The organism is Prevotella sp. tc2-28, assembly GCF_900107705.1.
GTDB lineage: Bacteria > Bacteroidota > Bacteroidia > Bacteroidales > Bacteroidaceae > Prevotella.
The window spans coordinates 151,306-175,496 of record NZ_FNRE01000007.1 but is presented as its reverse complement, the minus strand read 5'-3'; the positions used below and the strand labels follow the sequence as shown (position 1 = coordinate 175,496).

Here is a 24,191-nt window from a genome sequence, read left to right as displayed (position 1 = left end):
AAGATAGATGAGATTCATCTATAGATGATAAGTTGAGGTGTCGCTTTTGAAATATTGTTCTTGGTATGGGTGGGGGATAATGTTGCCTCTGGAATTGAAAAGGCCCTATCTGTTTCGAAGACTGCAAAAGTTCGTGAAGACAAAAATCTAGATGTAAGAAGATTATTGTCCTTGTTGGATTAGTATAATGAATTTGTTGGGGAACGATAGGATGTTTTTGAAATGTCGATTTCTGAATTTGTGGAAAAGTATCATCAATGAGGAAAAAATTAATTAAACTGATTTATTGGGCAGATCAACCCAATTTCGGTGATTATTTGTCTCCATATATTATTGGGAAATTATCTGGGGCATCCATCATGCACAAGATAGCATCAATACCATGGGCAAACTTGTTGAAAATAATTATAGGACATCCTGGCGAAATTAAGGATTTACCCAATTATGTTCTTCCATGGGAGCATAATTTTATTGGTGCCGGTTCTGTAATAAGTTATGGAAATTCTAAATCAGAAATCTGGGGAAGTGGTTTTATGAATAATAGTGATGATTTTCACGGGGGGAAAATACATGCTATTAGAGGAAAATTGTCTGCAAAGAAAATAGGATCTAAGTGTGAAATTTATGGTGATCCAGCTCTATTGTTGCCAGTATTGTACACTCCAAAAGTGGAAAAAAAATATGATATAGGCATCATTCCCCATTGGAGAGAAACATCGTTTTTTAAGAATAAATATGGGAGCAAATACTATGTTATTGACATGGGAACAAAAGATGTGGAGAAGGTTGTGGATGAAATCTGCAGTTGTAAAATGATCCTCTCAACATCTTTACATGGTATCATTGTTTCTCATGCCTATGGTATTCCTGCAATCTGGATAAAAGAAGGTGACATTAATACTGATGGTTTTAAGTTTGGGGATTATTTCAGTTCTGTAAATATTGATTATTATTCTGGCTTCGAACATTATAATGAAATATTGCAGTCTTCAGTGCACGTAAAAGAATTCTTTAAGGAACATGAAAACATCTCATTACCTCAGGTAGCTATTAGGTCAATTCAAAAAAATCTTTTGATATCGACTCCTTTTGAAATTTTAGAAGAATGGAAACAAAAAGGCTCTCAATTATAATTCCAATACATAATACAGAGCAATACCTGTGTAATTGTCTTGATTCTATTCTTTGTCAAGTTGGACCCAACGATGAGATTATATTGGTAAATGACGGCTCGACAGACAATTCTCTTGTTATATGTAATCATTATAAAGAAAAATACCCTCAATTAATACGGGTTCTTAATAAAGATTATCAAAGTGGGCCGTCTGATTCTAGAAATATTGGTAAAAGAGATGCGCTTGGTGCATATATCTGTTTTATAGACAGCGATGATTGGTTTTCTTCATCTGCCCTAAATGACATGTACGAATATGCAACGATTCATGAATGTGAGATAGTGCAAACGGGTTTTTACTATGCTTATGAAGATTATTTGCTATATAACAAAAAGCTAATAAATAAATATCCGTATCCTCAAACCATTTCGAGAGAAAAAGCTATGGAGCATCTTGTAAAAGATGGCTTATTTACAAATTTTATTTGGGGAAAAATATATAAGGCGGAATTAGTTAAGAAATACGACTTCCCAATAGATGTGAACATGGGGGAGGATATGTTTTGGCAACATTTGGTCTTACACGAGTCAAATAGGGTAGGCATGATACCAGCTGCGAAATATTATTATCGCCAAAATTCTCAAAGCTTGTCTAATGTGTTTTCAGAAAGACACGTTACTTTATTAAAGGCATTTGATAATAGACTGACTTTCATAAAAAAGTACTATCCGAATTTGGTTCCAGATATGCTTTATGTTTATTGGAAACAAACGTATCAAAGTCGTATTATTGCAAAAAGGTTAGGAACGGATAATTGTAAGAACATCTTTGATACTTATTGGATGATGTTTAATGAGAAATATGGCTCAGAACTTAAAAGTTCTGTTAAGAGGTTAGATTATATGCTTTATAGTCAATCTGAAACAGCATTTAAGTGTTATACTTTTATAAATAGAGTTATTGGCCATTTTGTATCTGATTTCAAGAAGATTCCAGTGAAGAAATGAAAAAAATATTGTTTGTAATAGATTCACTAAACATTGGAGGTGCGGAGAAAAGTCTAGTATCTCTATTGAATAATATCGATTATAGTCGATATAACGTAGAGCTTCAATTGTTTGGATATGGCGGCGGGTTTGAGAAATTCTTGCCAAGTCAGGTCCATTTGTTGCCACCTTTACAATTGTCCCGATTTCTAGACAAGGGATTCTTAGGGCAACTAATATGTTTAGACAAGAAATTAATGGCACGACTAATTTATAGTATATGGATAAGGTTAAAACAGACAAATCATACAGATAAAGCTAGAATATATTGGCAATGCTTTCATAGCTATATAGAAGAAAATCCTTGTTGTTATGATGTGGCGGTTGCTTATGCACATAATATTCCAACTTTCTATGTCGCAGAGAAAATTAAAGCGAAGAAAAAATTAGCTTGGATCAATGCTGAGATCCATTTTTCAAGTAGGAATAGAAGTTTCCAACGTCCTTTTTATGGTCAGTATAATAAGATCGTGTTGGTTTCAGAGAAAGTTCGCCAGGTGATAAGGGAGCAATACCCTGAATACGAGGGAAAGATGATGATTATAAAAGATATTGTTGACGCAGATTTTATTACGAAATTATCAAACCAAGCCATAGGTGAAGCGATAGATGAATCAAAGCCCTGTCTTTTAACGGTTGCGAGGTTAGAAAGATTTCATAAAGGCTACGATATCGCAATGGAGGCATGTAATATCCTGAAGAAAAGGGGAGTTAAGTTTATTTGGTATGTAATCGGTGATGGAGAATATAGAGACTCCATGACAGATTTCATCACAAATCATTCCTTGAATGATACTTTTGTATTATTAGGGAAGAAAAGCAATCCTTATCCCTATTTTAAGAAAGCTACAATATATGTCCAAACTTCAAGAAGAGAGGGCTTTGGCTTGTCAATAGCAGAAGCCAGATTGCTGAATTGCCCTGTAATAACTACGGAATTCGGAGCTGTTTGGAATCAAATGGTGCAGGAAAAGAACGGCTTGGTTGTTGCTCTAGAGCCTGCTGCAGTTGCAGATGCAGTTGAACGCTTGCTGAATGATCAGCAATTATATAATCACATTGTTGCTTATCAGCAGCAGGAGAAAAAAGGTAATACAGAAGAAATCGAGAAGTTCTATCAACTTATAGGTGATTGATGGAAACAAACATAAAAAGAAATTCGAGTATAGAGCTATTGCGTATATGCCTGATGTTGATGATTATTGCTGGTCATGTGATGATACAGCATAAGACTCCTTATTCATTAAGTAATAGCGACGAAATCATCAAACTTTTTTTTCGTGGGGCATTTTGTGTAGCGGTAAATGCATTTGTGTTGATCTCTGGCTTTTTCGGAATTAAGTATAAGAGAGACCGGCTAATAAGCCTCGTCATGCAGACTTTCTTTTATTCCGTTGTATTTATGACCTTGGCTATCGGGATGACATGGCATGAATTAACCCCGAAGACGGATATATTTGCGCTAATACCTGTTCTGACCAAGCGATATTGGTTCGTAACTTGTTACATTGTCTTGTATATCATTTCACCTTGGTTGAATATATGGGTGGAAGCACTAGAACGAGATATTTTTAAAAGATTCCTAGTCGTGGGCTTTCTTGTTGTGTACGCATGGCCAACTTTCAACTTTTTGTTGAATGCGCCTCAGTTCATTGAAGACTCGGGGTATGGGATAGTAAATTTTGTCTATTTGTATTTGTTAGGTCGTTATCTCCGTATTCATTATGTAGAAAAACATAATTCTCGCTATTATTGGGGGGGGGGTATCTTGTGTCAGTGGTGCTACTTTTTGTATGCCAATATTCAATTTCGTGGTTGCTAGGGTTTGAATTTACTTCGTGGAATTCGTATAACACCATATTTTGTTTCGTTGGTTCTATATGTTTATTCATGGCATTTAAGAATATGACAATACATTCACGTGTTATCAATTATTGGGCGAAACCTTGTCTGGCTGTATATCTGATTCATATGGCTCCTTATATATTGGGTAAGATTTGTGAGGTCGTCGGTATACAACAATTCCATGGCGTGTCTTGGCTGATGGTTATATTAACATTCCCTTTTGTCATTTATTTCGTTTGTGCTGTGATAGATATGATCAGACTGCATACTATAGGAGGATTAGAGAACCGAATTGTTTCATTGTTGAGTAGAAAGAATGAATAAGAAAAGAATTTTTATTTCTATGCATTATATGGAACTTGGTGGAGCAGAAATGGCTCTATTGGGATTATTACAAGCATTGGATACAAGTAAAGTTGAAGTTGATCTTTTCATTAATCAACATACGGGGCCTCTTATGGCTCATATTCCTCCAAAAATAAACTTATTACCTGAGATTCCTGCTTATTCTGCCATAGAGCGTCCTTTGAAGGATATTTTATTAGAAGGGCATCTGCCTATTTTTCTCGCTCGACTTTGGAGTAAATGGAAATACAGTAAATATCTCCGATCACTGCAAAAGGAACAACAGAACGAAGGTAGCATTACTCATTATGTCTTTGATGCCGTATCTCCATTTCTTCCATCCTTGAAGCATCTTGGTCACTATGATCTTGCAATAAGCTTTCTTGACCCGCCCCATATTGTCCAAGACAAAGTTGATGCAAGCATTAAGATGGAATGGATACACACAGATTTCTCTACTGTAAAAACAAATAAGGAAGTATGTGGCCCGAGGTGGGCAAAAAATGATTACATTGTATCTATTTCAGATGCTATAACAGAGCAATTCCTCAGAACCTTCCCTGAGTTGAAGAAGAAAATCATAGTAATTGAAAATATAATATCAACTGACACAATTAGAAAAAAAGCAGATGCATTCGATGTGAGCGAAGAAATGCCGCATAATAATGGAGAGATACATTTGCTTTCAATAGGGCGTTTTTCTGATCAAAAGAATTTTGACAACATACCTGACATCTGCCGTCACCTAAATTCTCAACTCTCAACTCTCAGCTCTCAATTAAAAGCCAAATGGTATCTTATAGGTTTTGGCGCTCAGGAGGAACTAATTAAACAGAAAATAATAGAGTGTGGCATGCAGGAACATGTCATTATATTGGGAAAGCGGGAAAATCCTTACCCATATATCAAGGCATGTGACATATACGTACAACCATCACGTTATGAAGGAAAAAGTATTACTGTACGCGAGGCACAGATTTTATGCAAGCCTGTAATAATAACAGATTATCCTTCAGCACATAGTCAAATCACAAACGGTACAGACGGCATTATCTGCCCGATGGATAATGCATCAATTGCAAACTCCATTATGAAACTATATGAAGATGTTGAGATGCAACAAAAAATCAAACATTATTTAGCTACACATGATTACGGATTAATGTCTGAAGTGAACAAAATATATAAGATTCTTAATATTTCATAAAATTCAAATATATTTTACAATGTTTAGAGATGATACTCTACATGTAGTCTTAGCTACAGATGACAACTATGCAGAATTTGTATCTGTAGTTATTGTTTCTATTCTCCATAATAACAAACAATTTGAGTCTATTCATATTCATCTGCTTGCTAACGGGGTCTGTCCTGAAAATATAGAGAAATTAAGACGTCATCTACCCACAGACAAAGGAGTGTTGCATGTGTACGACATTAGTGACCTACAGCAACGCTTAGGTATTGAAGTTCCCAACACTATAGCCTTAAGTGCCTACGCTCGTCTTTTCATGGCAGATATTTTGCCTTATAATTTGGAGCGCGTACTTTATTTGGACTGTGACGTAGTGGTGTCTGGTAATATACAAGACTTTTGGACCGTTCCATTAGGCAATAATCTTATCGCAGGAGTAAGAGACACACTTCCCAACAGCTCAGCCAAAAATGACGTAGGTTTAGCCAACGATGCAGAATATCTAAATTCGGGTGTACTGCTCATAAATCTAAAATTATGGCGTGAAGAAAAGACGCGTCAGAAATTCGTTGATTTCTTATATGCTCATAATGGACATGTTCATCATCATGACCAAGGTATCATTAACGCAGTTTGTAATGGTCGCAAGTATGTTGTACATCCATGCTACAACCTTACATCAAATTTCCTTTCACATCCATTTCAGATGTTGGTCAAAACTAATAATCCATTTTATACGGCACGAGAAGTAAACGAGGCAAAAGCCAATCCTGCTATTATTCATTTCACTCAAGGATTCTACAATAGACCATGGATTGCCAATTCCAATCACCCTTTCAAGGAAGTTTACCTTAATTTCCACCGGCAAACAAGGTGGGCGGAAGAGCCTCTTAGATCTGATAATCGCTCATTTGTGGTACGAATATTAAGTTGGGAGTTTCTAAACCTTCCACTTTGGGTATATAATACCACGCAAAAAATAATGTCATTTATACTTAAGATAAAAAAATGGCACCTAAAATAATACATTATTGTTGGTTTGGAGGAAATCCACTGCCCGAGTCAGCAAAAAAATGCATAGCAAGTTGGCGGGAATACCTGCCAGACTATGAGATATGGCAATGGTCAGAGGGATCATTGCACGACAACGTTAACGATAACGAAAACGTTTTGTTTGATAAGATTTTATCGTTTGATGTGAATAGCATTCCCTATACGCAACAAGCATACGAGGCAAAGAAATATGCCTTTGTGAGTGATTATGCGCGCTTTTGGGTACTGTATCATTATGGCGGGTTGTATTTTGATACGGACGTAGAAGTCATTAAACCCTTTGATGATATTGTTGCCCGAGGAGCATTTATGGGCTTGGAGATTGATGGCTTAAAGAAAGGTACTAAGATTGCCATAAACCCAGGGCTGGGTCTTGGAGCAGAGGCAGAGCTTCCGATCTACCAAGAAATTCTTAATGGTTTTACACGAATGGCCTATTATGGGGCAGATGGGAAGAGAAGCAATTATACGATGATTCCGATGGTGACGGATTTGTTTCTGGGAAAGGGACTTGAGGCTAATGGAAAGGTGCAGTCGATATGTGATGTTACTATATATCCGCAACGTTTCTTCAATCCTTATAATGGAGTTACAGGAGAACTCTCTATAACGTCAGATACCCATAGCATTCATTGGTATTCGGCTACATGGATGGAGACAAAATCAAAATGGATTGTGAAGTTAAAACGAACGATTCGAAGTATAATACGCTTATGACAGATCACGCATTATATTCTTTGATTTATATACTGATTACCTGGTTCGTGACACTTGTCCAAAGTGGACAGGTGAGCAGAATGAGTAATCAGGCTCTTTTAGGACGGGCTAACTACAAAAAAGGTGTACTTGTGCTGATGGCCTTTCTAATCATCTTAATGGGACTTAGACCTGCTGGGGTCGGAGGCGATACTGGCGCCTATATGGGTAAATATCGAAAGATGATGAATGGTTTATATGACCCAGGAGAGTCTGTAAGTGATTGGCTGTTTTCTAGCTTTCAATATACCTGCTCACAGATGATGCCAGTTTCTATGTTTCTTCTCCTGGTTTCATTCCTTTATGTATATGCTGTATATGTTGCGTGTAAACGTTTCGCATTGAATAATGCAACGTTCCTAATGTTATGTGCTATCGGTGCGTTTTCTTTCTTCTCGTATGGCGTAAATGGTATTCGTAATGGATTAGCTACGAGTTTTATAGTATTAGCAATAGCCTATATTAAGGGCAATCGGGTAGAGAAATTATGGTGTGCATTGTTCTGTTTTATTGCTATAAACATACATAAATCGACTGCCTTGCCTATGGCTGCAATGTTATTTTCTTATTTCTATAAGAAGCCCAGATTTATGTTTTATATATGGGGATCTGCGGTAATAGGTAGTATACTGATGGGCGAGCGTCTAAGCGGTCTATTCATGTTGATTGGGTTGGATGGACGTATGGAACAATACCTAACTCTCGAGAATACCGAGGAGACAGAAGAGGCAATAGCTAATGCTGGTTTCCGATGGGACTTCCTGTTATACAGCGCAATGCCCATCTTTTTAGGTTGGTATTGTATATTTAAAAAGAATCTTTGTGACCTTACATACCATTTGCTTCTCGGAACTTATATATATGCTAATGCTGTGTGGGTTATTTTGATTCGTATTCCTTTCTCTAATCGATTCGCATATCTCTCATGGTTTTTATACGGAATTGTGTTGGCTTATCCGCTGTTTAAATTTAACCTCTGGAGAAATCAAGGCCGAAAAGTACAACTGATTATGATGGCTCACGTCACTTTTACTTTTTTGATGTGGTTTTATACAGGATTGTAATAATATGAATAGTGAACTCACATTAACCATATTTACACCAGCCTATAATCGGGCACATACCATCGGGCGGACTTATGAGAGCCTGTGTTGCCAGACATGTAAGGATTTTGAATGGCTGGTGATAGACGATGGGTCTACGGACAATACCCGACAATTAGTGGAAGGGTGGATAGCAGAGAATAGGATCCCTATTCGGTATATCTACCAGGAGAATCAGGGTATGCATGGGGCACATAATACGGCTTACAAAAACATACATACAGAGTTGAATACCTGTATTGATTCGGACGACTGGATGCCTGACGATGCAGTGGAAAAAATAGTGTCGTTTTGGAAACAGCATGGTTCAGAACAGTATGCTGGTATTATCGGTCTTGATGCAACGGAGGATGGAAAGGTTATAGGAGCTAAGTTCCCTGATGATTTGTTGGTAACGACATTGCGTGACTATTATGAGGAACGGGGAGGCTCTGGTGATAAGAAACTGGTCTATAGAACTGATGTTATCTGTAACGTACCTGAGTATCCGTTGTTTGATGGTGAACGTTATGTCGGATTGGCCTATAAATATCATTTGATAGACGTGCAATATCCGTTATTGACTTCCAATGACGTCTATGTCATTGTTGACTATCAAGATGACGGGTCGAGTAGGGGCATGTGGCGTCAGTATTGGAATAACCCCAAGGGATTTGCATTTCTTCGGAAGTTTGATATGCAGCAGACGCACTCGTGGAAACGCAAAGTAATGGATAACATTCATTATGTGTCACATTCCATTCGCTGCCGAAATGTACATTTTTTGCAAGAATCACCCATGAAATGGCTGACATTATTGTCTTTATTCCCCGGTGTTATATTATACCTATTCAATAGGCGTCAGGTTATTAAGGGGAATCTTTATAGATAATGTGTGATGAAAATACTTCACGTCATAACATCGCTTCATACAGGAGGAGCGGAAACGTTATTGGTTAATATCATTCCTCGCTTAACAGCTTTGGGACATAAGGTGGACATTGCCGTTTTCAATGGAGCTTATACACCTTTAATGGAACGATTGGAGAAAGAAAGTCCAGAATGCAAAATTTACAAGTTGGGACATTCGTATTATAATCCGTTGTATATCGTCAGGCTGATTGGGATTATGCGTAAATATGATATTGTTCATACACATAACTCTTCGCCTCAGTTATTTGTTGCTATAGCGAATATTATTTGTGGGAAGAAACTTGTTACAACGGAACATAGTACCAATAACCGGAAACGGGAGCAAGGAGGAATTTTGCGTTTACTTGATAGATGGATGTATAGCCGTTACCACCATGTGATATGCATTTCTGAGATTGCGGAAAAGACATTGAAAGACTATTTAGGTCGTAGGAAATATAACATTTGTACCATTAATAACGGTGTTGATGTACAGAAATTCCACGATGCATATCCAATAGTTGCCCTCAAAACTAATAAATTTAGTATTGTAATGGTAGCAGGCTTCAGAGAGGCCAAGGACCAGGATACGGTAATAAAAGCTTTGTCCTTATTACCCAAGGAACAGTATGAACTATGGCTTGTGGGTGATGGTGTCAGAAGATCGGAATTGGAGAATTTGATACATGAATTGAGCCTGCAAGATAGTGTGAAACTTATGGGTGTGAGAACGGATGTCCCTAATATCCTCCAGACTGCTGACGTTGTTGTTATGTCTTCTCATTGGGAGGGCCTTTCTTTATCAAACATAGAAGGGATGGCTGTAGGGAAACCGTTTGTCGCCAGTGATGTCAATGGTTTACGGGATGTAACAGATGGCTATGGCATCCTTTTCCCTCATGAGGATGCGGAAGCATTGGCAAAGATTATTCAGCATTTACATGATGATAAGAAATATTACCAAGAAATAGCTGATAGATGTTATGAGCGTGCAAAGCAGTTCGATATCAAAAAGATGATTGATGCATACGCACATGTATATGAAAAAATATGAGTAGTAAAACAAAAATTATTCGAGCTTGTACAGTGTCTATGTCTACGTGTTTCGTAGAAGGGATGCTGCCTGATTTGAAGAAAAAGTATGAGGTGATACTACTGTCATCACCAGGACAAGAACTAGACGAGGTAGAGAGAAAATATGGCGTGCGGGGGATTCGCGTGCCTATGGAGCGGCATATCTCGCTGATGCGGGATGTGATGGCGCTATGGAGACTAATCCGGATTTTCCGACGAGAACGTCCGAAGATGGTGCACTCCATGACGCCAAAGGCTGGACTGCTGTGTATGTTGGCTGGTAGGCTGACAGGAGTGCCGGTGCGTGTGCATACGTTTACGGGACTGGTATGGCCTACATCAACAGGACTGAAACGAAGGATACTGATGGCAACAGACAGACTGACCTGTGCCTGTGCAACGCATATCATACCGGAGGGGAAGAGCGTCATGAATGATTTGCGGAATCATGGAATTACAAAGAAACCGATGAGGGTATTGGGCTATGGTAATGTCAAAGGGGTTGACATGGATTATTACTCCAGATTAAGGGTTCAGGATTCAAAGTTCACAGTTGATTTGATGGCAAAGAAAGACGATTCGCTTGTTTTCCTCTTTGTGGGTAGAATCGTTAAAGACAAGGGTATCAACGAGCTGTGTAGGGCTTTTAATCTGTTGTCTGGATTCGCTCCAGCAAGACTGATTCTTGTTGGCGATTATGAGGATACGCTTGACCCCATCAGTGCGGAGGCTCGAAAAATAATCAGTGATAACCCTGCCATTGAGGCTGTAGGACCTAAGTATGGTGATGAGCTGTTGGCCTATTATGCTACAGCCGATTGCTTTGTGTTCCCTAGTTATCGTGAGGGCTTCCCGAACACGGTGCTGGAAGCTGGTGCAATGGGCTTGCCTTCAATCGTTACTGACATTAACGGCTCAAGGGATATCATCAAGCAAGGAGAGAATGGCGTTATCATTCCACCAATGGATGAAAATGCCCTGTTTGATGCCATGCTGACCATGCTGAAAGATAAGAATAGTCGTGAGTGGATGGCAAAGAAAGCTAGGGGCTTGATTGCCTCACGATTTGAACAAAGCTTTGTACGTAAGTGCCTTTATGACTTTTATGATGAGATATTATAACGGGAACGGGAACGTTAACCTTAACCTTAACCCTAACCCTAACGATCGCTCGAGCTTGCTCGCTTGCCGCTCGGCTCTGCCGCTTTCACCAAGCGTAGCGACTGAAAGAACCGAAGGGATGCAAGAACCTTAACATAGGGGGATAAAGGATGTTATATGCATTAGCACATATCATAAGAGACAGGATGGGCTGGCTCTGGGACTTCGTTGAGCAGATAAACTCAGGGTTGTTCTCCATGAGATACGGTAGACGATTGAAGGACTTTTCATTTACTACCGTACCTGTGGGCTATGAGGTGATGCAACTGCGTGATGTGCCTACAGAGAGGATGGTGGCGTTCTTCGGTCGACAACCGGAGGAGGCCTTTACCTATTTCCGTCCTCATGGATTCGATGGCAAGAATATTCAAAAACTACAGAGGAGTAGGGCTTTCCTGGCTTATGTGCTATTAGATAAAGAGAAGAACGAGATTGCTGGCTATTGCTTCAACAGGAGCTTCTTGCATGGTGTAGGGTTCCGTGGTAGAATGGTGGACATCAACTATCGGGGAAAAGGGCTTGGAACAGCAATGAACAGGATGCTGAATGAGGTGGGATTTGGAATAGGTTTGCGCCTGTTTGAGACAGTATCAAAGGATAACGTGGCGTCCTATCGCTCCGCACTTGCTGCCAGCAACGTGAAGGTGGTGAAGGAACTGCCAGATAATGAAGTGTATTTGGAGATTATTTGCGAGGGATGATGTTAAAGTATGTTTTTGATAGGGTTGTGGCTTTTGTGGGACTGGCTGTGTTGTGGCCTGTGCTGCTGATAGTGGCAATTCTGATTAAGGTGAAGATGCCAGGAGGACCGGTGTTCTTTGTACAGAAGAGGGTGGGGAAGGATGGCAAGTTGTTCGACTGTCACAAGTTTCGCACGATGAGAGTTAACGCTAACCTTAACCTTAACGCTAACCTTAACCTTAACGCTAACCTTAACGGGAACGGGAACGTTAACGGGAACGGGAACGTTAACCCTAACCTTAACCTTAACCTTCTTGAGACCTACGGAACAAGCGAGCAAGCTCGAGCGAACGGGAATGGGGGATGGTCGACGGTGAGTGTGGCTGGGGATGGTCGTATTACACCGTTGGGTGCTACGTTGCGTCACTATAAGTTGGATGAGCTGCCGGGGCTATGGGATGTGCTGATAGGTAATATGAGCTTTGTCGGGCCTCGCCCTGATGTGCCAGGGTATGCGGATCAACTTCAGGGAGACGATAGGGATGTGTTGAAGTTGCGGCCTGGGATTACAGGGCCAGCGACGCTGAAGTATCGGAGGGAGGATGAGTTTCTTGCTGATGCAAGAAACTTGGTTTACTGTTTACCGTTTACCGTTTACGGTATTACAAAGGAGCAGTTTGACGAGATGACGGATCAGGAGGTTGCGGAGTGGTATAATGACAATGTGATCTATCCAGATAAAGTACGTCTGAACTGTTATTACTACCGACACTACTCCTTTGTCAAGGACATCCAGATGATTCTCTGCACGGTGCTGGGGAAGAAAATGGAGTATGCGGGGGAGGTGATTTAGTTTACTGTTTACAGTTTACGGTTTACCGTTTACCGTTTATTGTTTAGGGGTGCTCAGGCGAGCAAGCTCGGAGTCCTGTTTACCGTTTATGGCGTACGCATTTGAGAATATGAAAGCGTGGCAGGAGTCACGCAAGTTAGTGGTTGAAGTTTATCGTTTGTTGGATGAATTTCCCAGATTTGAGACGTATGCACTATGCGATCAGATTCGTCGTGCAATAGTTTCTGTTCCTTCTAATCTTGCAGAGGGTAGTGGTCGATTGTCCATTAAGGAACAATTACATTTTTATGAAATAGCATACGGGTCATTGATGGAGTCATATAATCAGTTAATAATAGCTGTCGACTTGAAATATATAAGTGAGAAGAGTCTTGAGACAATTCGCCCTCAGATAGATGTCGTGGCCCGCATGATGAATGGACTGCGCTCCTCACTAAAGAAGAAAATGGAAGAAACCGTAAACTGTAAACCGTAAACTGTAAACTAAAAAAGAAACGGTAAACTAAAAAAGAAACAGTAAACTAAAAAAGAAACAGTAAACTAAAAAAGAAACAGTAAACTAAAAAAGAAACAGTAAACCGTAAACTGTAAACTGTAAACTAAAAAAAAACTGTAAACTAAAAAAGAAACGGTAAACCGTAAACTGTAAACTGTAAACTAAAATAATGACACGACTGACGATATTTACTCCGACATATAACAGGGCATACATCTTAACGAAGTTGTATGAGAGCCTGTGTGTACAGACGTGCCAGGACTTTGAGTGGCTGATTGTGGACGATGGATCTACGGACAACACGAAGGAACTGGTGGACGAATGGATAGGGGAGGATCGTATCGTGATCCGGTATGTCTACCAAGAGAATGGGGGTAAGATGCGGGCTTTTAACAAAGCGGTGTCTTTGGTTGATTCTGAGCTGTTCGTCTGCGTTGACTCGGATGACCAGCTGACAACGGATCATGTGGTGGACGAGAGCTTGGCATATTGGGATGAACACAAAAATGAGGTGTTGAATAAGCCAATAGCTGGGATGGTCTCTCTTAGGCTGCATAAGCAGCGTACGAAAGAGATACCAGAGAAGCTAACGCATGGTAGCCTGCATCAAATATGTACGAATTATCAAGGGGAGACAACTATCTTCTTGGTGACGAACATCTTGCGGAATTATCCATACCCCACATTTGAAGGGGAGGATTTCATAACGGATGTGTATATTTACGACCAGATAGATGAAGATTACTGTTTCCTGTTTCATCCATACTATTCCCAAGTGTGTGAATACCATGAAGATGGCTATACAAACAGCTATAGGCGGTTGTTGTTCAGGAATCCTCGAGGATATCGGGAGTATCATGCGCAACGACTGCGCCTGAAAAAAACGGGGGTGGTGAAAAGTATGATATGCTATATCGCCCTTTCTTTGTTTATACATGATCATACCATGTTCTCGAAGTCTCCTAACAAGTGGATGACCATTCTGCTATACCCATTAGGATGCTTGAAATATATGTATGACCGTTTTCAGTTGAAAATCGAATTGTAAGATGCAGCAGATTCCTCTGATTATTTCATCTTGCGATAAGTGCAGTGACCTTTGGTTCCCCTTCTTTAAACTTTTGAAGGAGTATTGGCCTAAATTTGAGCGTAAAGTCTATCTATGTACAGACACCCAACAATTCTCAGTGACAGGATTTGATATCTCCTGTCCTTTGAATATGCCTAAAGGAAGTACATGGTCGGAGAACTTGATGTCGCTATTGGAACAGATGGACGAGGAGTATGTGTTGATGATGTTGGAGGATTTCTGGCTGAAATCAAAAGTGGATGTCCTTCAATTGCAGCGATGTGAGCAAATTATGACTCAAGATGCTGGCATCGGCTTTATCTGTATGGTTCACCAGTTAGACCCCTCTAAGGAGAACCCCGTCTCAAAGGATTATCCGGAATTAATAGAATATGGCTGCAATACGCCCTATCGTGTTACAACACAGGCAGGACTGTGGCGACGTGATTATCTTTTGCGTCTGTTACGGCGACATGAGTCTGCTTGGTGGTTTGAGATGTTTGGCAGTAAAAGAAGTCGGCGCTACGCCTATCGTTCGTATGTAGTGAATCGCTCCATCTTTGAATACGACGATGGTGGTGTGTTGTTCCGGGGCAGTTATGTTAGTGAATATGTGGAGCGTTTCGTGAAAGATCATAAGATTATGTTGAATCCTCAGAGACGAATAGACAGTAAAGCAACTTTGATGACAGAGGTCTCTGAGAATAGCAAAACGCAGAAACTGAACCCGCGTTTTGTCTTTAATTATATCCGATCACATTTCTAAGTCATGAAGGGCGACACACATAAAAGTTTGCTGTGGAGTGGTATTCAGCAGTTTGTCGTGTTTGGCATTCAGTTTGGCGTGGGTATTGTCTTGGCACGGCTTTTGACACCTTTCGATTTCGGGGTTATCGCCATGCAAGGCGTATTCTTTGCCATCTCTAATGCCTTTATCGACTGTGGACTGGAAGGGGCACTAATTCAGAAAAAAGAATGTACCCGAGAGGATGCCAACTCTGCTTTTATCTTTTCAGTTACCATCAGTGTGGCGTTGTACCTGTTGCTGTTTTTTGGAGCACCATTAATCCAGGATTTCTATCAGACACCGAATTTAGGAAAAGTGTTACGCGTATCGGCACTGGTATTGATGATTAATGCTGCGGGTATTGTGCCGCGTTCATTACTGCAAAGGCAGTTGCGATTTAAAGAATTAGCCATCGCTTCTACGACGATATATTTCTTTGCCGGTGCTGTGGCTGTGTATATGGCGTATCATGGTTATGCCTATTGGGCATTGGTTGGGCAGACTTTGCTCGCTGCTGTCTTGATTAATATCGCCTATTACGTTTATACGCGCTGGCATCCTACCTTCAAATTCTCAATAGAGTCCTTCCGCCAGTTGATAACCTTCGGTCTGCCGATGCTTCTAACGGCATTAGTATATGCACTCTATAATAATATTTATTCTCTGGTGATAGGCAAGCGCTATGACGCACATCAATTGGGATTATATAACCGTGCGGAGAATTATTCTGGTTATGTGTCGTTGAACTTAAGCGATATGAGCATGCGAGCCTTGTATCCCATCTTATCAAGGGTACAGGATGACTTGGAACAGTTGAAGGTCGCAGCTTTACGCATCTTACATACCTCTGCCTTTATCGTGGTTCCCGTCAATGTGTTCCTATTGGTAAAGGCGGAGGATATTATCCGGATTCTGTTGACGGAAAAGTGGTTGGAAATGGCACCACTGATGCAGGTGATGTGTATCTCCAGCATGACGTATGTAGTGTCGAATCTGTATTTAAACTTGTTCAAAGCCATTGGGCGTACACATATCTTGTTTATCTGTGAATTGATCAAAAAGATTCTCGGAATTCTAATCCTGCTCATAACGTTTCAATATGGGTTGCTGGTGATGGTGTGGGGACTGCTCGCTTATGCCGTCATCAATATCTTAGTGAGTTCCTATTTCGTCTATCGTCTGGTCGGTATCACCTTGCTGGAGCAAGGACGCGAAGTGTACGTCGTTGTTATGAATGCTTTGTTGCCGATACTTTGTTGTGTCCTAATAAGTGCCTTGGTAGATGACCTTTATATGCGTTTTGTCTTATCTTTAGCTGCTTATTTTGTGTCGTATGGTTTGTTGGGATGGCTGGTGAAGGATAAAGCGATAGATTTCTTAATGGGGTATATTAAAAAATAAAACTCAAGATTCTCTTGGTTTTTTACTCGCTTATTCTTTGACCTAAAGGTGCAAAGCGACAAGTCGATTACGTATCTTACACCTTAGGCACAACATGAAGCTTTTTTTTTGCTTTTTCTTGGATACTCCCTATGTTAGGTCAATGGCTACTCGCGAGCTCTCCTATTTATAACGTGACTTCAGCCGATATTCAGGAATTTATCAAGGCGAAAGTGGCTGGTGGTGGATGACGGCTCAACAGATGGTACGGATGAACTGGTAAGGGCATGGCTGAAAGAGGGGGAATTTGATATCCGTTTATTCTACCTTGAGAATGCAGGAAAGATGATGGCACATAATAAAGCCGTTGAAGAAGCGAAAGGTCTGTTGTTTATGTGTCTGGATTCTGATGACTATCTGTGTTCTGAAAGGGTGGTGGAAGATTGTCTGAAGTTTTGGGAAGATAATGTTCATTCGGATAAAGAACAAGACGATATATGCGGTTTTATCGCCTACAAATGTTGATTTGATATTGTCTTTACAACTGAGTAATGATGGTGAAGAAAATTATATATAGAAGCACATTCTGTGTGATGTTGTTGGCATTGGTCTGGCAGACAACAATGCATGTATGGGATTATATTCATGGCGTTTATGGCTATGATTATGGCTGTATCAATGAAATGCTTGTGAATTATCAAGGAGGTCTTGTTAGAAGAGGCTTGTTTGGGGAGTTGCTTTTCCAGGCAAGAGGAGTCTTTGATTTCTCGATAGCAAGTGCCATTGTCCTGTTGTATTATGTTAGTGTCGTATTATTAACAGCTCTTCTTGTTTGGCTGTTTAAAAAGAATGGATGGTCATTGTTTGTGCTGCCATTCCCGATGTGCTTGTATGTGTACTTATGTGATCCTTATTTCCTGATTGGCAGACGAGACTGTTGGCTGTTGCTATTGGCGTTCCTTTGTTACAAGTGTTATTATGAATATGTAAAAAAGGGGGACATAAAGTGGATGCTGTTATGTAATGCTGTAATGATATTAGGTCTTTTGTTACATGAAGCCTCTTTGTTTTTTATGCTGATACCAATTGTGCTTTTTGATATGTATCATTTATATATAACTCAGACAAGAGGAAAGGCTGTTCTTTTCCTAATTTCTCATTGGTTATTTCCTGTATGTGTATTAATTGTTTTAATCACAAAGCATGGTGATAGTGCATTAGTGGCGCAAATATGGAATTCCTGGAGTCCATATCTTTCTGTCTCCGAGGAATTAGTTAAAGAGTCATATATGAGCAGGACAATGAATTGGTCTTTGGAATATGATATTCAAAATGTTACATTTCCAAGTGTTTGGATGCCTTATTTTATCTGGAAAATACCTGCATGGCCATTTAATTTGTATCTATTTGTTTGTATTTATTATCTTGTGACTCGATTTAACACCATTAATGTTGGGATCTGGAAAGTAAATAAAGTCAATAATGTTTTGTTGAGTAATGTTGTCATATTGATGCTTATTTGTATTTTCCCATTTATGTTATTGGTCTCATGTGATTGGGGACGTGATTTCCCCTATTGGGTCATTGGGTCATTGATGTTCTTTCATTTCTTCCATCGGAAAGATGAGTTTCCTATATTCCTAACGCGAATGTCAGAGAGATTCCAAGGATGGATAGATCGGGTTCCGGTTCTGAACACCACATGGGGCTATTTCATATTAATAATGACTTTACCTTTGGGATTTATGCATGCCAGTGTTTCTGGTATGTTTCCGATTATCCCCCTGCAATTGAAACATCTTATATTGACAGGAAAATGGATTGTTCTTGCGTAGCATCCGTTGCTGACTCTTGCTTTTGAATTAAAATATACAGTTTATAAATGGGGAATGTGGCGTCATCCGTTATAAATAAGATACTCACGCTCGAAAAAACTCAAGATTCTCTTGTTTTTTTACTCGCTTATAAGTACCTTTGACCTGCGGTCTTAGGTAGGCGGCATCTCGGAAATAAAAATAAATTTGGATTTATTTTGTATTTCACTCGATTTGCACTACCTTTGCAGAAAAATATTGGAATGAGAAAAAGGATTTATTTATGTCTGGCTCACATGAGTGAGGCAGGATTGGAACAAAAATATATCAAAGAGGCTTTCGATACCAACTGGGTCGTTCCATTGGGACCAAACGTGAATGGGTTTGAAAAGGAACTCGAAGAGTTCTTGCGTGTTAACCCTAACCCTAACCCTAACCTTAACCCTAACGGGAACGGGAACGTTAACGGGAACGGGAACAAAAGGGTGGTGGCGTTGAGTGCTGGGACGGCGGCAGTGCACTTGGGATTGATAGCGTGTGGGGTTGGTCCCGGGGATGAGGTGATTGTGCAGTCGTTTACGTTCTGTGCATCTACTCATCCGGTGGCGTATCTGGGGGCTACACCTGTATTGGTGGACTCGGAGCCTGACACGTGGAACATGGATCCGGAGCTGCTGGAGGTGGCTATTAAGGATCGTATCGCCAAGACAGGAAAGGCTCCGAAGGCTATTGTGCCAGTGGCACTCTATGGCATGCCTTACAAGGCTGACCGCATCATGGAGATTGCCAACAAGTACGGCATTCCTGTGGTGGAGGATGCTGCCGAAGGGTTTGGCTCTCGCTACAAAGGACAGGTGCTGGGCACGTTTGGTAAGTTTGGCGTGCTGTCGTTTAATGGCAATAAGATGATTACAACCAGTGGTGGCGGTGCGCTAATCTGCCCTGACGATGAAGCTTGGCAGAAGGTGATGTGGCTGGCAACACAGGCACGTGAGTCCTATCCGTACTACCAACATGAGACCATTGGATACAACTACCGCATGTCGAATATCTGCGCCGGTATTGGTCGTGGACAAATGACAGTGGTTGAGGAGCACCTGAAGCACCACAGGCATGTGCAGGCTCTTTATGAGGAGCTGTTGGCTGATGTGAAGGGTGTTCATGTGCATCGCCAAATGAGTAATGAGGAATTAGTAATGAGTAATGGAAATGAGGAAACGAAGAAATGGATTTCCGAACACGGGAATACGCCAGTCTTCGACTCGAACTACTGGCTTTGTACCATCACCATTGATGAGGATGTGAAGGTGAAGGGGCAGGAGGATGCGTATAAGACCATCGTGACGGGGGCTGTAGGTGGTGCCGCAGGTGTGATTCATACGGCAGCAACAGCTACGACGGACTGTCAGCCTAATGATAACGTGGAGGCGTTGCGCGTGTACTTGGATCAGGCTCAGATAGAGGCGCGTCCGGTATGGAAGCCAATGCATTGTCAGCCAGTCTATAAAAATGCACCAGCGTATGTGAATGGCGTTTCGGAAGGTATCTTTAAGGTGGGTATGTGTCTGCCTGCCGGTCCTTATGTCAGTGACGAGGACGTGAGATATATCGTGGAGACTATCAAGGCAGCTATTGCCTGATTAAAAGACGAACAAATAACAGGGTTAGGCTATGGATAAACTGTTTTACGAATTGATGCAGGTGGCTATCGGACAGCAGAACTGTCTGAGTCGCGGACCAGAGCCAGAAGAGTGGTTGGTGCTTTATCAGAAAGCACTGAAACAGCATGTTGTAGGCATCTGCTACAGGGGCGTGGAGAAACTGTTTGAATTCGGACTGCGCGCTCCTCAGGAGGTCAGCCTCGACTGGATGGCTGGAGCGGAGGACATCCGCAGTGCCAATGTGCTTACCGACAAACGAGCTGCCGTGCTGCAGCAAAAGCTGACGGAGCGGAAGATCTACAACACCTTGCTCTTGGGGCAGGGCGTGGCCCATTACTATGGTGCTGAACTGAAGGATTTGCGACAGCCCTCAGGCATCGACGTCTATGTGGACTGCGGTCATCAGAAGGCGGTAAAGTTCGTGCAACAGACTGGGCGCCAGGATATTCGTCAAAACCATCATCAGGTGTGGATTGACGCCTGGGAAGACACTCCTGCCAGTCTGTTGACACAGGTGGTCCATACCAAGAGCCTCTGGAAGAATGAAGTCGCCCAACGTTGGTTCCGCCAGAATCGTGAACAGTTGTATCGTGAAGAGCGTGGATTCGTGTTGCCTACTTCCAGCATGCATGTTGTAGTGGTACTGCTCAGTCTCTACGAACAGACACTATATGGTCATGTGGACATGCGCCAGCTGATGGATTGTTTCTTTATCTTGAAGAAGGTGCAGGGTCGTCCTGTCACGTTCAAGGGTGAACAGTCGGTTGAAGGTGCCGTGAAATCACTAGGCATCAGCCGCTTTGCCCGTGGTGTGATGTGGGTGATGCAGGAGGTGTTTGCCGTGGATGCTGCTCAGCTGCCATTGAAGCCGCTGGAGAAAGAAGGCCGTCTGCTGTTGCAACAGGTGATGGATGGTCGACGGGTGTGGCCATTGGTCAAGTGCTATCCGATACAAATGATGTGGAACTTATTATAATTTAAACAGATGAGACAGATTAAGTGGATGTTGTTTTGCGTGATGGCTGCTGTGATGATTGGCTGTGGCACCACCAAGACAGTACCTATAACAGGACGCCAGCAGAGTCTGCTGGTCAGCGACGGTGAGGTGCTGAGCCTCTCCACCCAGCAGTATCAGGAATTTATGAAGAGTGCCAAACTCTCTACCAACAGTGCCAACACCGCCATGGTGAAGCGGGTGGGAGAGCGTCTTGCTACAGCAGTGACCAACTATCTCAAGGCGAATGGCATGGCTGCTGACGTGCAGTATTATAAGTGGCAGTTCAACCTGGTACAGAACAATCAGGTGAATGCATGGTGTATGCCTGGTGGACTGATCTGTGTCTATGAGGGACTGTTGCCCGTCACCCAGGACGAGGCCTCGCTGGCCATTGTGCTGGGGCATGAGATAGCCCATGCGGTAGCTCGCCACTCTGCTGAGCAGATGAGCACTCAGATGAAGCAGCAGTACGGACTGCAGATAGGCTCTGCCGTGGCAGGAGCCATTGGCGTGGGCAGCACTGCACAGAGCATTGGTCAATGGGCCTTGTCGCAGCAGTTTAACTTCAAGAACCTGAAATACTCACGTAGTCATGAGAGTGAGGCCGACCACCTGGGCATTATCTTTGCTGCCATGGCAGGCTACGACCCGCAGGTTGCCGTCAGCTTCTGGCAGCGCATGGCTGCTCATACCGGTAGCAGTCAGAAGTCAGACCTCTATAGTGACCACCCCTCTGATGCTACGCGTATCAAGCAGATACAGGAGTGGATGCCGGAAGCACTGCGCTATTACAAGGGGAATGGCAAAACCATTAAAGCCAGTCAAACGAGCAAGACGAGTAAAACTAACCAGTCGAACCTCAAAACGATTCATATCAAGTCGAAATAACTCACTTGACCATCCATTTGAGGCGTAGCGAGTTGAGCACCACGCTCACCGAGCTCATGGCCATCAAGGCCGAAGCCCACATAGGCGTTATCTGGAAATGGATAACGCCTTTTAATATGCCTGCCGCCAAGGGGATGCATACCAGGTTATAGATGAACGCCCAGAAGAGGTTCTGGTAAATCATGCTGACGGTCTTCTTGGAAAGACTGATGGCCTCAGGGATGCGTCTTAGGTCGTCGCCCATCAGCGTGACTTGGGCAACGTCCATCGCCACATCAGTGCCTCGCCCCATGGCGATGCTCACATCAGCGCGAGCCAGTGCCTGAGAGTCGTTGATGCCATCGCCAACCATGGCTACCTGCTTGCCTTGTGCCTGCAACTTCTTGACCAGGTCTTCCTTGTCCTGAGGCAGTACTTGTGAGTGGTAGTGAGTGATGTGTGCCTCACGGGCAATAGGGGCTACCCGTTCTTCCTTGTCACCACTCATCAGGTAAATGTCGATGCCCAGATTATGCAGTTGCTGAATTGCCTCACTGGCATGTGGCTTCAGCTGTTCTGCGGTGAGGGCAGTGTCCTTTGGAAGCGTCAGCGTACCGGTCTTATCCATGACCATCGCATCTATCTGGCGCAGTCCTTCCAGTGCCGTGGCATCCTTGATAAGGATATTCTTCTCTGCTGCCTTGCCAATGCCTACCATCAGGGCAGTGGGTGTGGCCAGTCCCATCGCACAAGGACAGGCGATGACCAAGACAGAAACTGCTGAGAGAATGGCCTGCGGCAGATATGCCTGTCCACCAATGAGGTACCATAAGAGGAAGGTCAGCAGGGCGATGCCTCCTACGGCAGGAACGAAGATGAGGGCGATGCGGTCTACTGTCCGCTGGACAGGGGCTTTCGAACCTTGTGCCTCCTGTACCATGCGGATGATGTTGGCGATGACGGTTTTCTGACCGACTTCCTCTGCCTTCATGCGAAACGTACCTTCACGGACAATGGTGCCTGCCAGTACCTTGTCACCTCGCTTCTTCTCTACGGCGACGGATTCGCCGGTAATCATACTCTCGTCGACAGAAGAAACGGTATCGCCTACTACTTGGCCGTCAACAGGAATCTTCTCACCGGCATGTACCTCGATGGTGTCGCCTTTCTGCAGGGCTGAGATAGGGGCGTCAACGGGGGTGCCATCGACAATGAGACGGGCTGTCTTGGGGGTGAGTCCCATCAATGCCCGAATGGCTGATGCCGTGCCATGCTTGGCGCGTTCTTCCAGCAGACGGCCTGTCAACACGAAGGTGATGATCATCACCGAGGCGTCGAACCACGTGTGCCACTCAATACCTCTGGTACCCCAGTATGACTCACCGAAGAAGGTGTTGAACGTGCTGAAAAGAAACGAGATGCCTGTAGACAGCGCTACCAATGTGTCCATGTTGGCTGACAGGTGGGTCAGCTGGCGGAAGGCATTGACATAAAATGCTTTGCCGCAATAGAGGATGTTGAGCAGTGCCAGGATGAGCATGGTCTGGTTTTGCACATCGCGTGTACCTATATTGATGTAACCCATCGAGAGTGCCATCACCAACAAGGCAAAGAGCCACGATACTAGCACCTTGCGTTGTAAGGAACGGTATGCTTGTCGTTCGATGGCCTCCACGTTGCGGTCTTCCTCTACCACCAGGTCGTAGCCTATCTGTGCGAGGGCTTCTTTCAGCAGGGTAGGTGAGGTTACCTGTTCGTCGTATTCCACCAAGGCTGTGCGTGCAGGCAGGTTGACTGCGGCACGAACCACTCCTTCCGTATTTTGAAGGCGTTTCTCTACATTGGCTGCACATCCGGCACACATCATGCCGAGTACGGCAAAAGTCTTCTTTTCCATATCAAAGTGCAAAATTACACATTTTTCGTGAAAAAAGTGACGATTTATTTGCTTGTTTCCCGAAAATGCATTACTTTTGCAACCGAATTGCAAATAAAACGCGAA

23 protein-coding genes are annotated in these 24,191 nt (G+C 42.5%); 22 read left to right on the top strand and 1 reads right to left on the bottom strand.

What is annotated here, in order from left to right:
• Positions 1-257 precede the first annotated feature (257 nt).
• The 22 genes from BLU47_RS08225 to BLU47_RS08115 all read left to right on the top strand — a co-directional run bounded on the left by BLU47_RS08225 (position 258) and on the right by BLU47_RS08115 (position 22,210).
• Positions 258-1,133, top strand: a complete 876-nt coding sequence (locus BLU47_RS08225; RefSeq protein ID WP_091961028.1) for a polysaccharide pyruvyl transferase family protein — start codon at positions 258-260, stop codon at positions 1,131-1,133.
• The gene (locus BLU47_RS08220; protein WP_091961025.1) at positions 1,106-2,122 is read left to right on the top strand and encodes a glycosyltransferase family 2 protein; all 1,017 of its coding nucleotides are present in this window, start codon (positions 1,106-1,108) and stop codon (positions 2,120-2,122) included. Before BLU47_RS08225 ends, BLU47_RS08220 begins: the two co-directional genes overlap by 28 nt.
• Positions 2,119-3,297 (top strand): glycosyltransferase, encoded by a 1,179-nt coding sequence (locus BLU47_RS08215; RefSeq protein WP_091961023.1) that lies wholly within the window; start codon positions 2,119-2,121, stop codon positions 3,295-3,297. The genes BLU47_RS08220 and BLU47_RS08215 overlap by 4 nt, the downstream gene beginning before the upstream one ends.
• Positions 3,297-3,983, top strand: a complete 687-nt coding sequence (locus tag BLU47_RS15270) for an acyltransferase family protein (protein WP_091961003.1) — start codon at positions 3,297-3,299, stop codon at positions 3,981-3,983. The genes BLU47_RS08215 and BLU47_RS15270 overlap by 1 nt, the downstream gene beginning before the upstream one ends.
• Positions 3,984-4,322: 339 nt before the next feature.
• Positions 4,323-5,558: a glycosyltransferase gene (locus tag BLU47_RS08200; RefSeq protein WP_091960997.1), complete on the top strand. Its 1,236-nt coding sequence runs from the start codon at positions 4,323-4,325 to the stop codon at positions 5,556-5,558.
• Between the two features lie 19 nt (positions 5,559-5,577).
• A complete protein-coding gene (locus BLU47_RS08195) occupies positions 5,578-6,570 on the top strand; it encodes a glycosyltransferase family 8 protein (protein ID WP_091960995.1) in 993 nt (330 codons plus the stop codon).
• A complete protein-coding gene (locus tag BLU47_RS08190) occupies positions 6,555-7,316 on the top strand; it encodes a glycosyltransferase family 32 protein (protein ID WP_091960992.1) in 762 nt (253 codons plus the stop codon). Before BLU47_RS08195 ends, BLU47_RS08190 begins: the two co-directional genes overlap by 16 nt.
• Positions 7,313-8,419 (top strand): EpsG family protein, encoded by a 1,107-nt coding sequence (locus BLU47_RS08185; protein WP_176780507.1) that lies wholly within the window; start codon positions 7,313-7,315, stop codon positions 8,417-8,419. The genes BLU47_RS08190 and BLU47_RS08185 overlap by 4 nt, the downstream gene beginning before the upstream one ends.
• A gap of 4 nt (positions 8,420-8,423) precedes the next feature.
• Positions 8,424-9,329, top strand: coding sequence for a glycosyltransferase family 2 protein (locus tag BLU47_RS08180; protein WP_091960986.1), 906 nt, complete (start codon positions 8,424-8,426; stop codon positions 9,327-9,329).
• Between the two features lie 6 nt (positions 9,330-9,335).
• The gene (locus BLU47_RS08175; protein ID WP_091960983.1) at positions 9,336-10,403 is read left to right on the top strand and encodes a glycosyltransferase; all 1,068 of its coding nucleotides are present in this window, start codon (positions 9,336-9,338) and stop codon (positions 10,401-10,403) included.
• A gap of 38 nt (positions 10,404-10,441) precedes the next feature.
• Complete coding sequence (locus BLU47_RS08170; RefSeq protein WP_091961060.1) at positions 10,442-11,545, top strand: glycosyltransferase family 4 protein; 1,104 nt, start codon at positions 10,442-10,444, stop codon at positions 11,543-11,545.
• Between the two features lie 149 nt (positions 11,546-11,694).
• Positions 11,695-12,285 carry a GNAT family N-acetyltransferase gene (locus BLU47_RS08165; protein ID WP_143025505.1) on the top strand — a complete coding sequence of 197 codons (591 nt, stop codon included), beginning with the start codon at positions 11,695-11,697 and terminating at the stop codon, positions 12,283-12,285.
• Positions 12,285-13,118, top strand: coding sequence for a sugar transferase (locus BLU47_RS08160; protein WP_176780505.1), 834 nt, complete (start codon positions 12,285-12,287; stop codon positions 13,116-13,118). The genes BLU47_RS08165 and BLU47_RS08160 overlap by 1 nt, the downstream gene beginning before the upstream one ends.
• Before the next feature lie 109 nt (positions 13,119-13,227).
• Positions 13,228-13,593 carry a four helix bundle protein gene (locus tag BLU47_RS08155; protein WP_255402126.1) on the top strand — a complete coding sequence of 122 codons (366 nt, stop codon included), beginning with the start codon at positions 13,228-13,230 and terminating at the stop codon, positions 13,591-13,593.
• A 190-nt stretch (positions 13,594-13,783) separates the two neighbouring features.
• Entirely contained in the window at positions 13,784-14,662 is an 879-nt protein-coding gene (locus BLU47_RS08150; RefSeq protein WP_091960970.1) for a glycosyltransferase family 2 protein, read from the top strand.
• Between the two features lie 172 nt (positions 14,663-14,834).
• Positions 14,835-15,449: a hypothetical protein gene (locus BLU47_RS08145; protein WP_143025504.1), complete on the top strand. Its 615-nt coding sequence runs from the start codon at positions 14,835-14,837 to the stop codon at positions 15,447-15,449.
• Positions 15,450-15,452: 3 nt separating this feature from the next.
• Positions 15,453-16,871 (top strand): lipopolysaccharide biosynthesis protein, encoded by a 1,419-nt coding sequence (locus BLU47_RS08140; RefSeq protein ID WP_091960964.1) that lies wholly within the window; start codon positions 15,453-15,455, stop codon positions 16,869-16,871.
• Between the two features lie 222 nt (positions 16,872-17,093).
• A complete protein-coding gene (locus BLU47_RS08135) occupies positions 17,094-17,375 on the top strand; it encodes a glycosyltransferase family 2 protein (protein WP_176780504.1) in 282 nt (93 codons plus the stop codon).
• A gap of 29 nt (positions 17,376-17,404) precedes the next feature.
• Entirely contained in the window at positions 17,405-18,685 is a 1,281-nt protein-coding gene (locus BLU47_RS08130; protein ID WP_176780503.1) for a hypothetical protein, read from the top strand.
• A gap of 242 nt (positions 18,686-18,927) precedes the next feature.
• Positions 18,928-20,304, top strand: coding sequence for a DegT/DnrJ/EryC1/StrS family aminotransferase (locus BLU47_RS08125; protein WP_091960956.1), 1,377 nt, complete (start codon positions 18,928-18,930; stop codon positions 20,302-20,304).
• A gap of 31 nt (positions 20,305-20,335) precedes the next feature.
• Positions 20,336-21,301, top strand: coding sequence for a nucleotidyltransferase family protein (locus BLU47_RS08120; RefSeq protein WP_091960954.1), 966 nt, complete (start codon positions 20,336-20,338; stop codon positions 21,299-21,301).
• A gap of 9 nt (positions 21,302-21,310) precedes the next feature.
• The gene (locus tag BLU47_RS08115) at positions 21,311-22,210 is read left to right on the top strand and encodes a M48 family metallopeptidase (RefSeq protein WP_091960951.1); all 900 of its coding nucleotides are present in this window, start codon (positions 21,311-21,313) and stop codon (positions 22,208-22,210) included.
• Between the two features lies 1 nt (position 22,211).
• Here the strand turns inward: BLU47_RS08115 and BLU47_RS08110 are convergent, their stop codons facing one another.
• Positions 22,212-24,086 (bottom strand): heavy metal translocating P-type ATPase, encoded by a 1,875-nt coding sequence (locus BLU47_RS08110; protein ID WP_091960949.1) that lies wholly within the window; start codon positions 24,084-24,086, stop codon positions 22,212-22,214.
• Positions 24,087-24,191: the final 105 nt, after the last annotated feature.

Excerpts from the sequence above, each read along its gene's own strand:
- BLU47_RS08220 (WP_091961025.1), top strand. The coding sequence starts at position 1,106 with ATGGAAACAAAAAGGCTCTCAATTATAATTCCAATACATAATACAGAG.
- BLU47_RS08185 (WP_176780507.1), top strand. The coding sequence starts at position 7,313 with ATGACAGATCACGCATTATATTCTTTGATTTATATACTGATTACCTGG.
- BLU47_RS15270 (WP_091961003.1), top strand. The coding sequence starts at position 3,297 with ATGGAAACAAACATAAAAAGAAATTCGAGTATAGAGCTATTGCGTATA.
- BLU47_RS08225 (WP_091961028.1), top strand. The coding sequence starts at position 258 with ATGAGGAAAAAATTAATTAAACTGATTTATTGGGCAGATCAACCCAAT.
- BLU47_RS08110 (WP_091960949.1), bottom strand. The coding sequence starts at position 24,086 with ATGGAAAAGAAGACTTTTGCCGTACTCGGCATGATGTGTGCCGGATGT.
- BLU47_RS08125 (WP_091960956.1), top strand. The coding sequence starts at position 18,928 with ATGAGAAAAAGGATTTATTTATGTCTGGCTCACATGAGTGAGGCAGGA.
- BLU47_RS08215 (WP_091961023.1), top strand. The coding sequence starts at position 2,119 with ATGAAAAAAATATTGTTTGTAATAGATTCACTAAACATTGGAGGTGCG.
- BLU47_RS08200 (WP_091960997.1), top strand. The coding sequence starts at position 4,323 with ATGAATAAGAAAAGAATTTTTATTTCTATGCATTATATGGAACTTGGT.
- BLU47_RS08195 (WP_091960995.1), top strand. The coding sequence starts at position 5,578 with ATGTTTAGAGATGATACTCTACATGTAGTCTTAGCTACAGATGACAAC.
- BLU47_RS08145 (WP_143025504.1), top strand. The coding sequence starts at position 14,835 with ATGCCTAAAGGAAGTACATGGTCGGAGAACTTGATGTCGCTATTGGAA.
- BLU47_RS08175 (WP_091960983.1), top strand. The coding sequence starts at position 9,336 with ATGAAAATACTTCACGTCATAACATCGCTTCATACAGGAGGAGCGGAA.
- BLU47_RS08165 (WP_143025505.1), top strand. The coding sequence starts at position 11,695 with ATGTTATATGCATTAGCACATATCATAAGAGACAGGATGGGCTGGCTC.
- BLU47_RS08120 (WP_091960954.1), top strand. The coding sequence starts at position 20,336 with ATGGATAAACTGTTTTACGAATTGATGCAGGTGGCTATCGGACAGCAG.
- BLU47_RS08140 (WP_091960964.1), top strand. The coding sequence starts at position 15,453 with ATGAAGGGCGACACACATAAAAGTTTGCTGTGGAGTGGTATTCAGCAG.
- BLU47_RS08130 (WP_176780503.1), top strand. The coding sequence starts at position 17,405 with ATGGTGAAGAAAATTATATATAGAAGCACATTCTGTGTGATGTTGTTG.
- BLU47_RS08150 (WP_091960970.1), top strand. The coding sequence starts at position 13,784 with ATGACACGACTGACGATATTTACTCCGACATATAACAGGGCATACATC.
- BLU47_RS08190 (WP_091960992.1), top strand. The coding sequence starts at position 6,555 with ATGGCACCTAAAATAATACATTATTGTTGGTTTGGAGGAAATCCACTG.
- BLU47_RS08115 (WP_091960951.1), top strand. The coding sequence starts at position 21,311 with ATGAGACAGATTAAGTGGATGTTGTTTTGCGTGATGGCTGCTGTGATG.
- BLU47_RS08170 (WP_091961060.1), top strand. The coding sequence starts at position 10,442 with ATGTCTACGTGTTTCGTAGAAGGGATGCTGCCTGATTTGAAGAAAAAG.
- BLU47_RS08155 (WP_255402126.1), top strand. The coding sequence starts at position 13,228 with ATGAAAGCGTGGCAGGAGTCACGCAAGTTAGTGGTTGAAGTTTATCGT.
- BLU47_RS08160 (WP_176780505.1), top strand. The coding sequence starts at position 12,285 with ATGTTAAAGTATGTTTTTGATAGGGTTGTGGCTTTTGTGGGACTGGCT.
- BLU47_RS08180 (WP_091960986.1), top strand. The coding sequence starts at position 8,424 with ATGAATAGTGAACTCACATTAACCATATTTACACCAGCCTATAATCGG.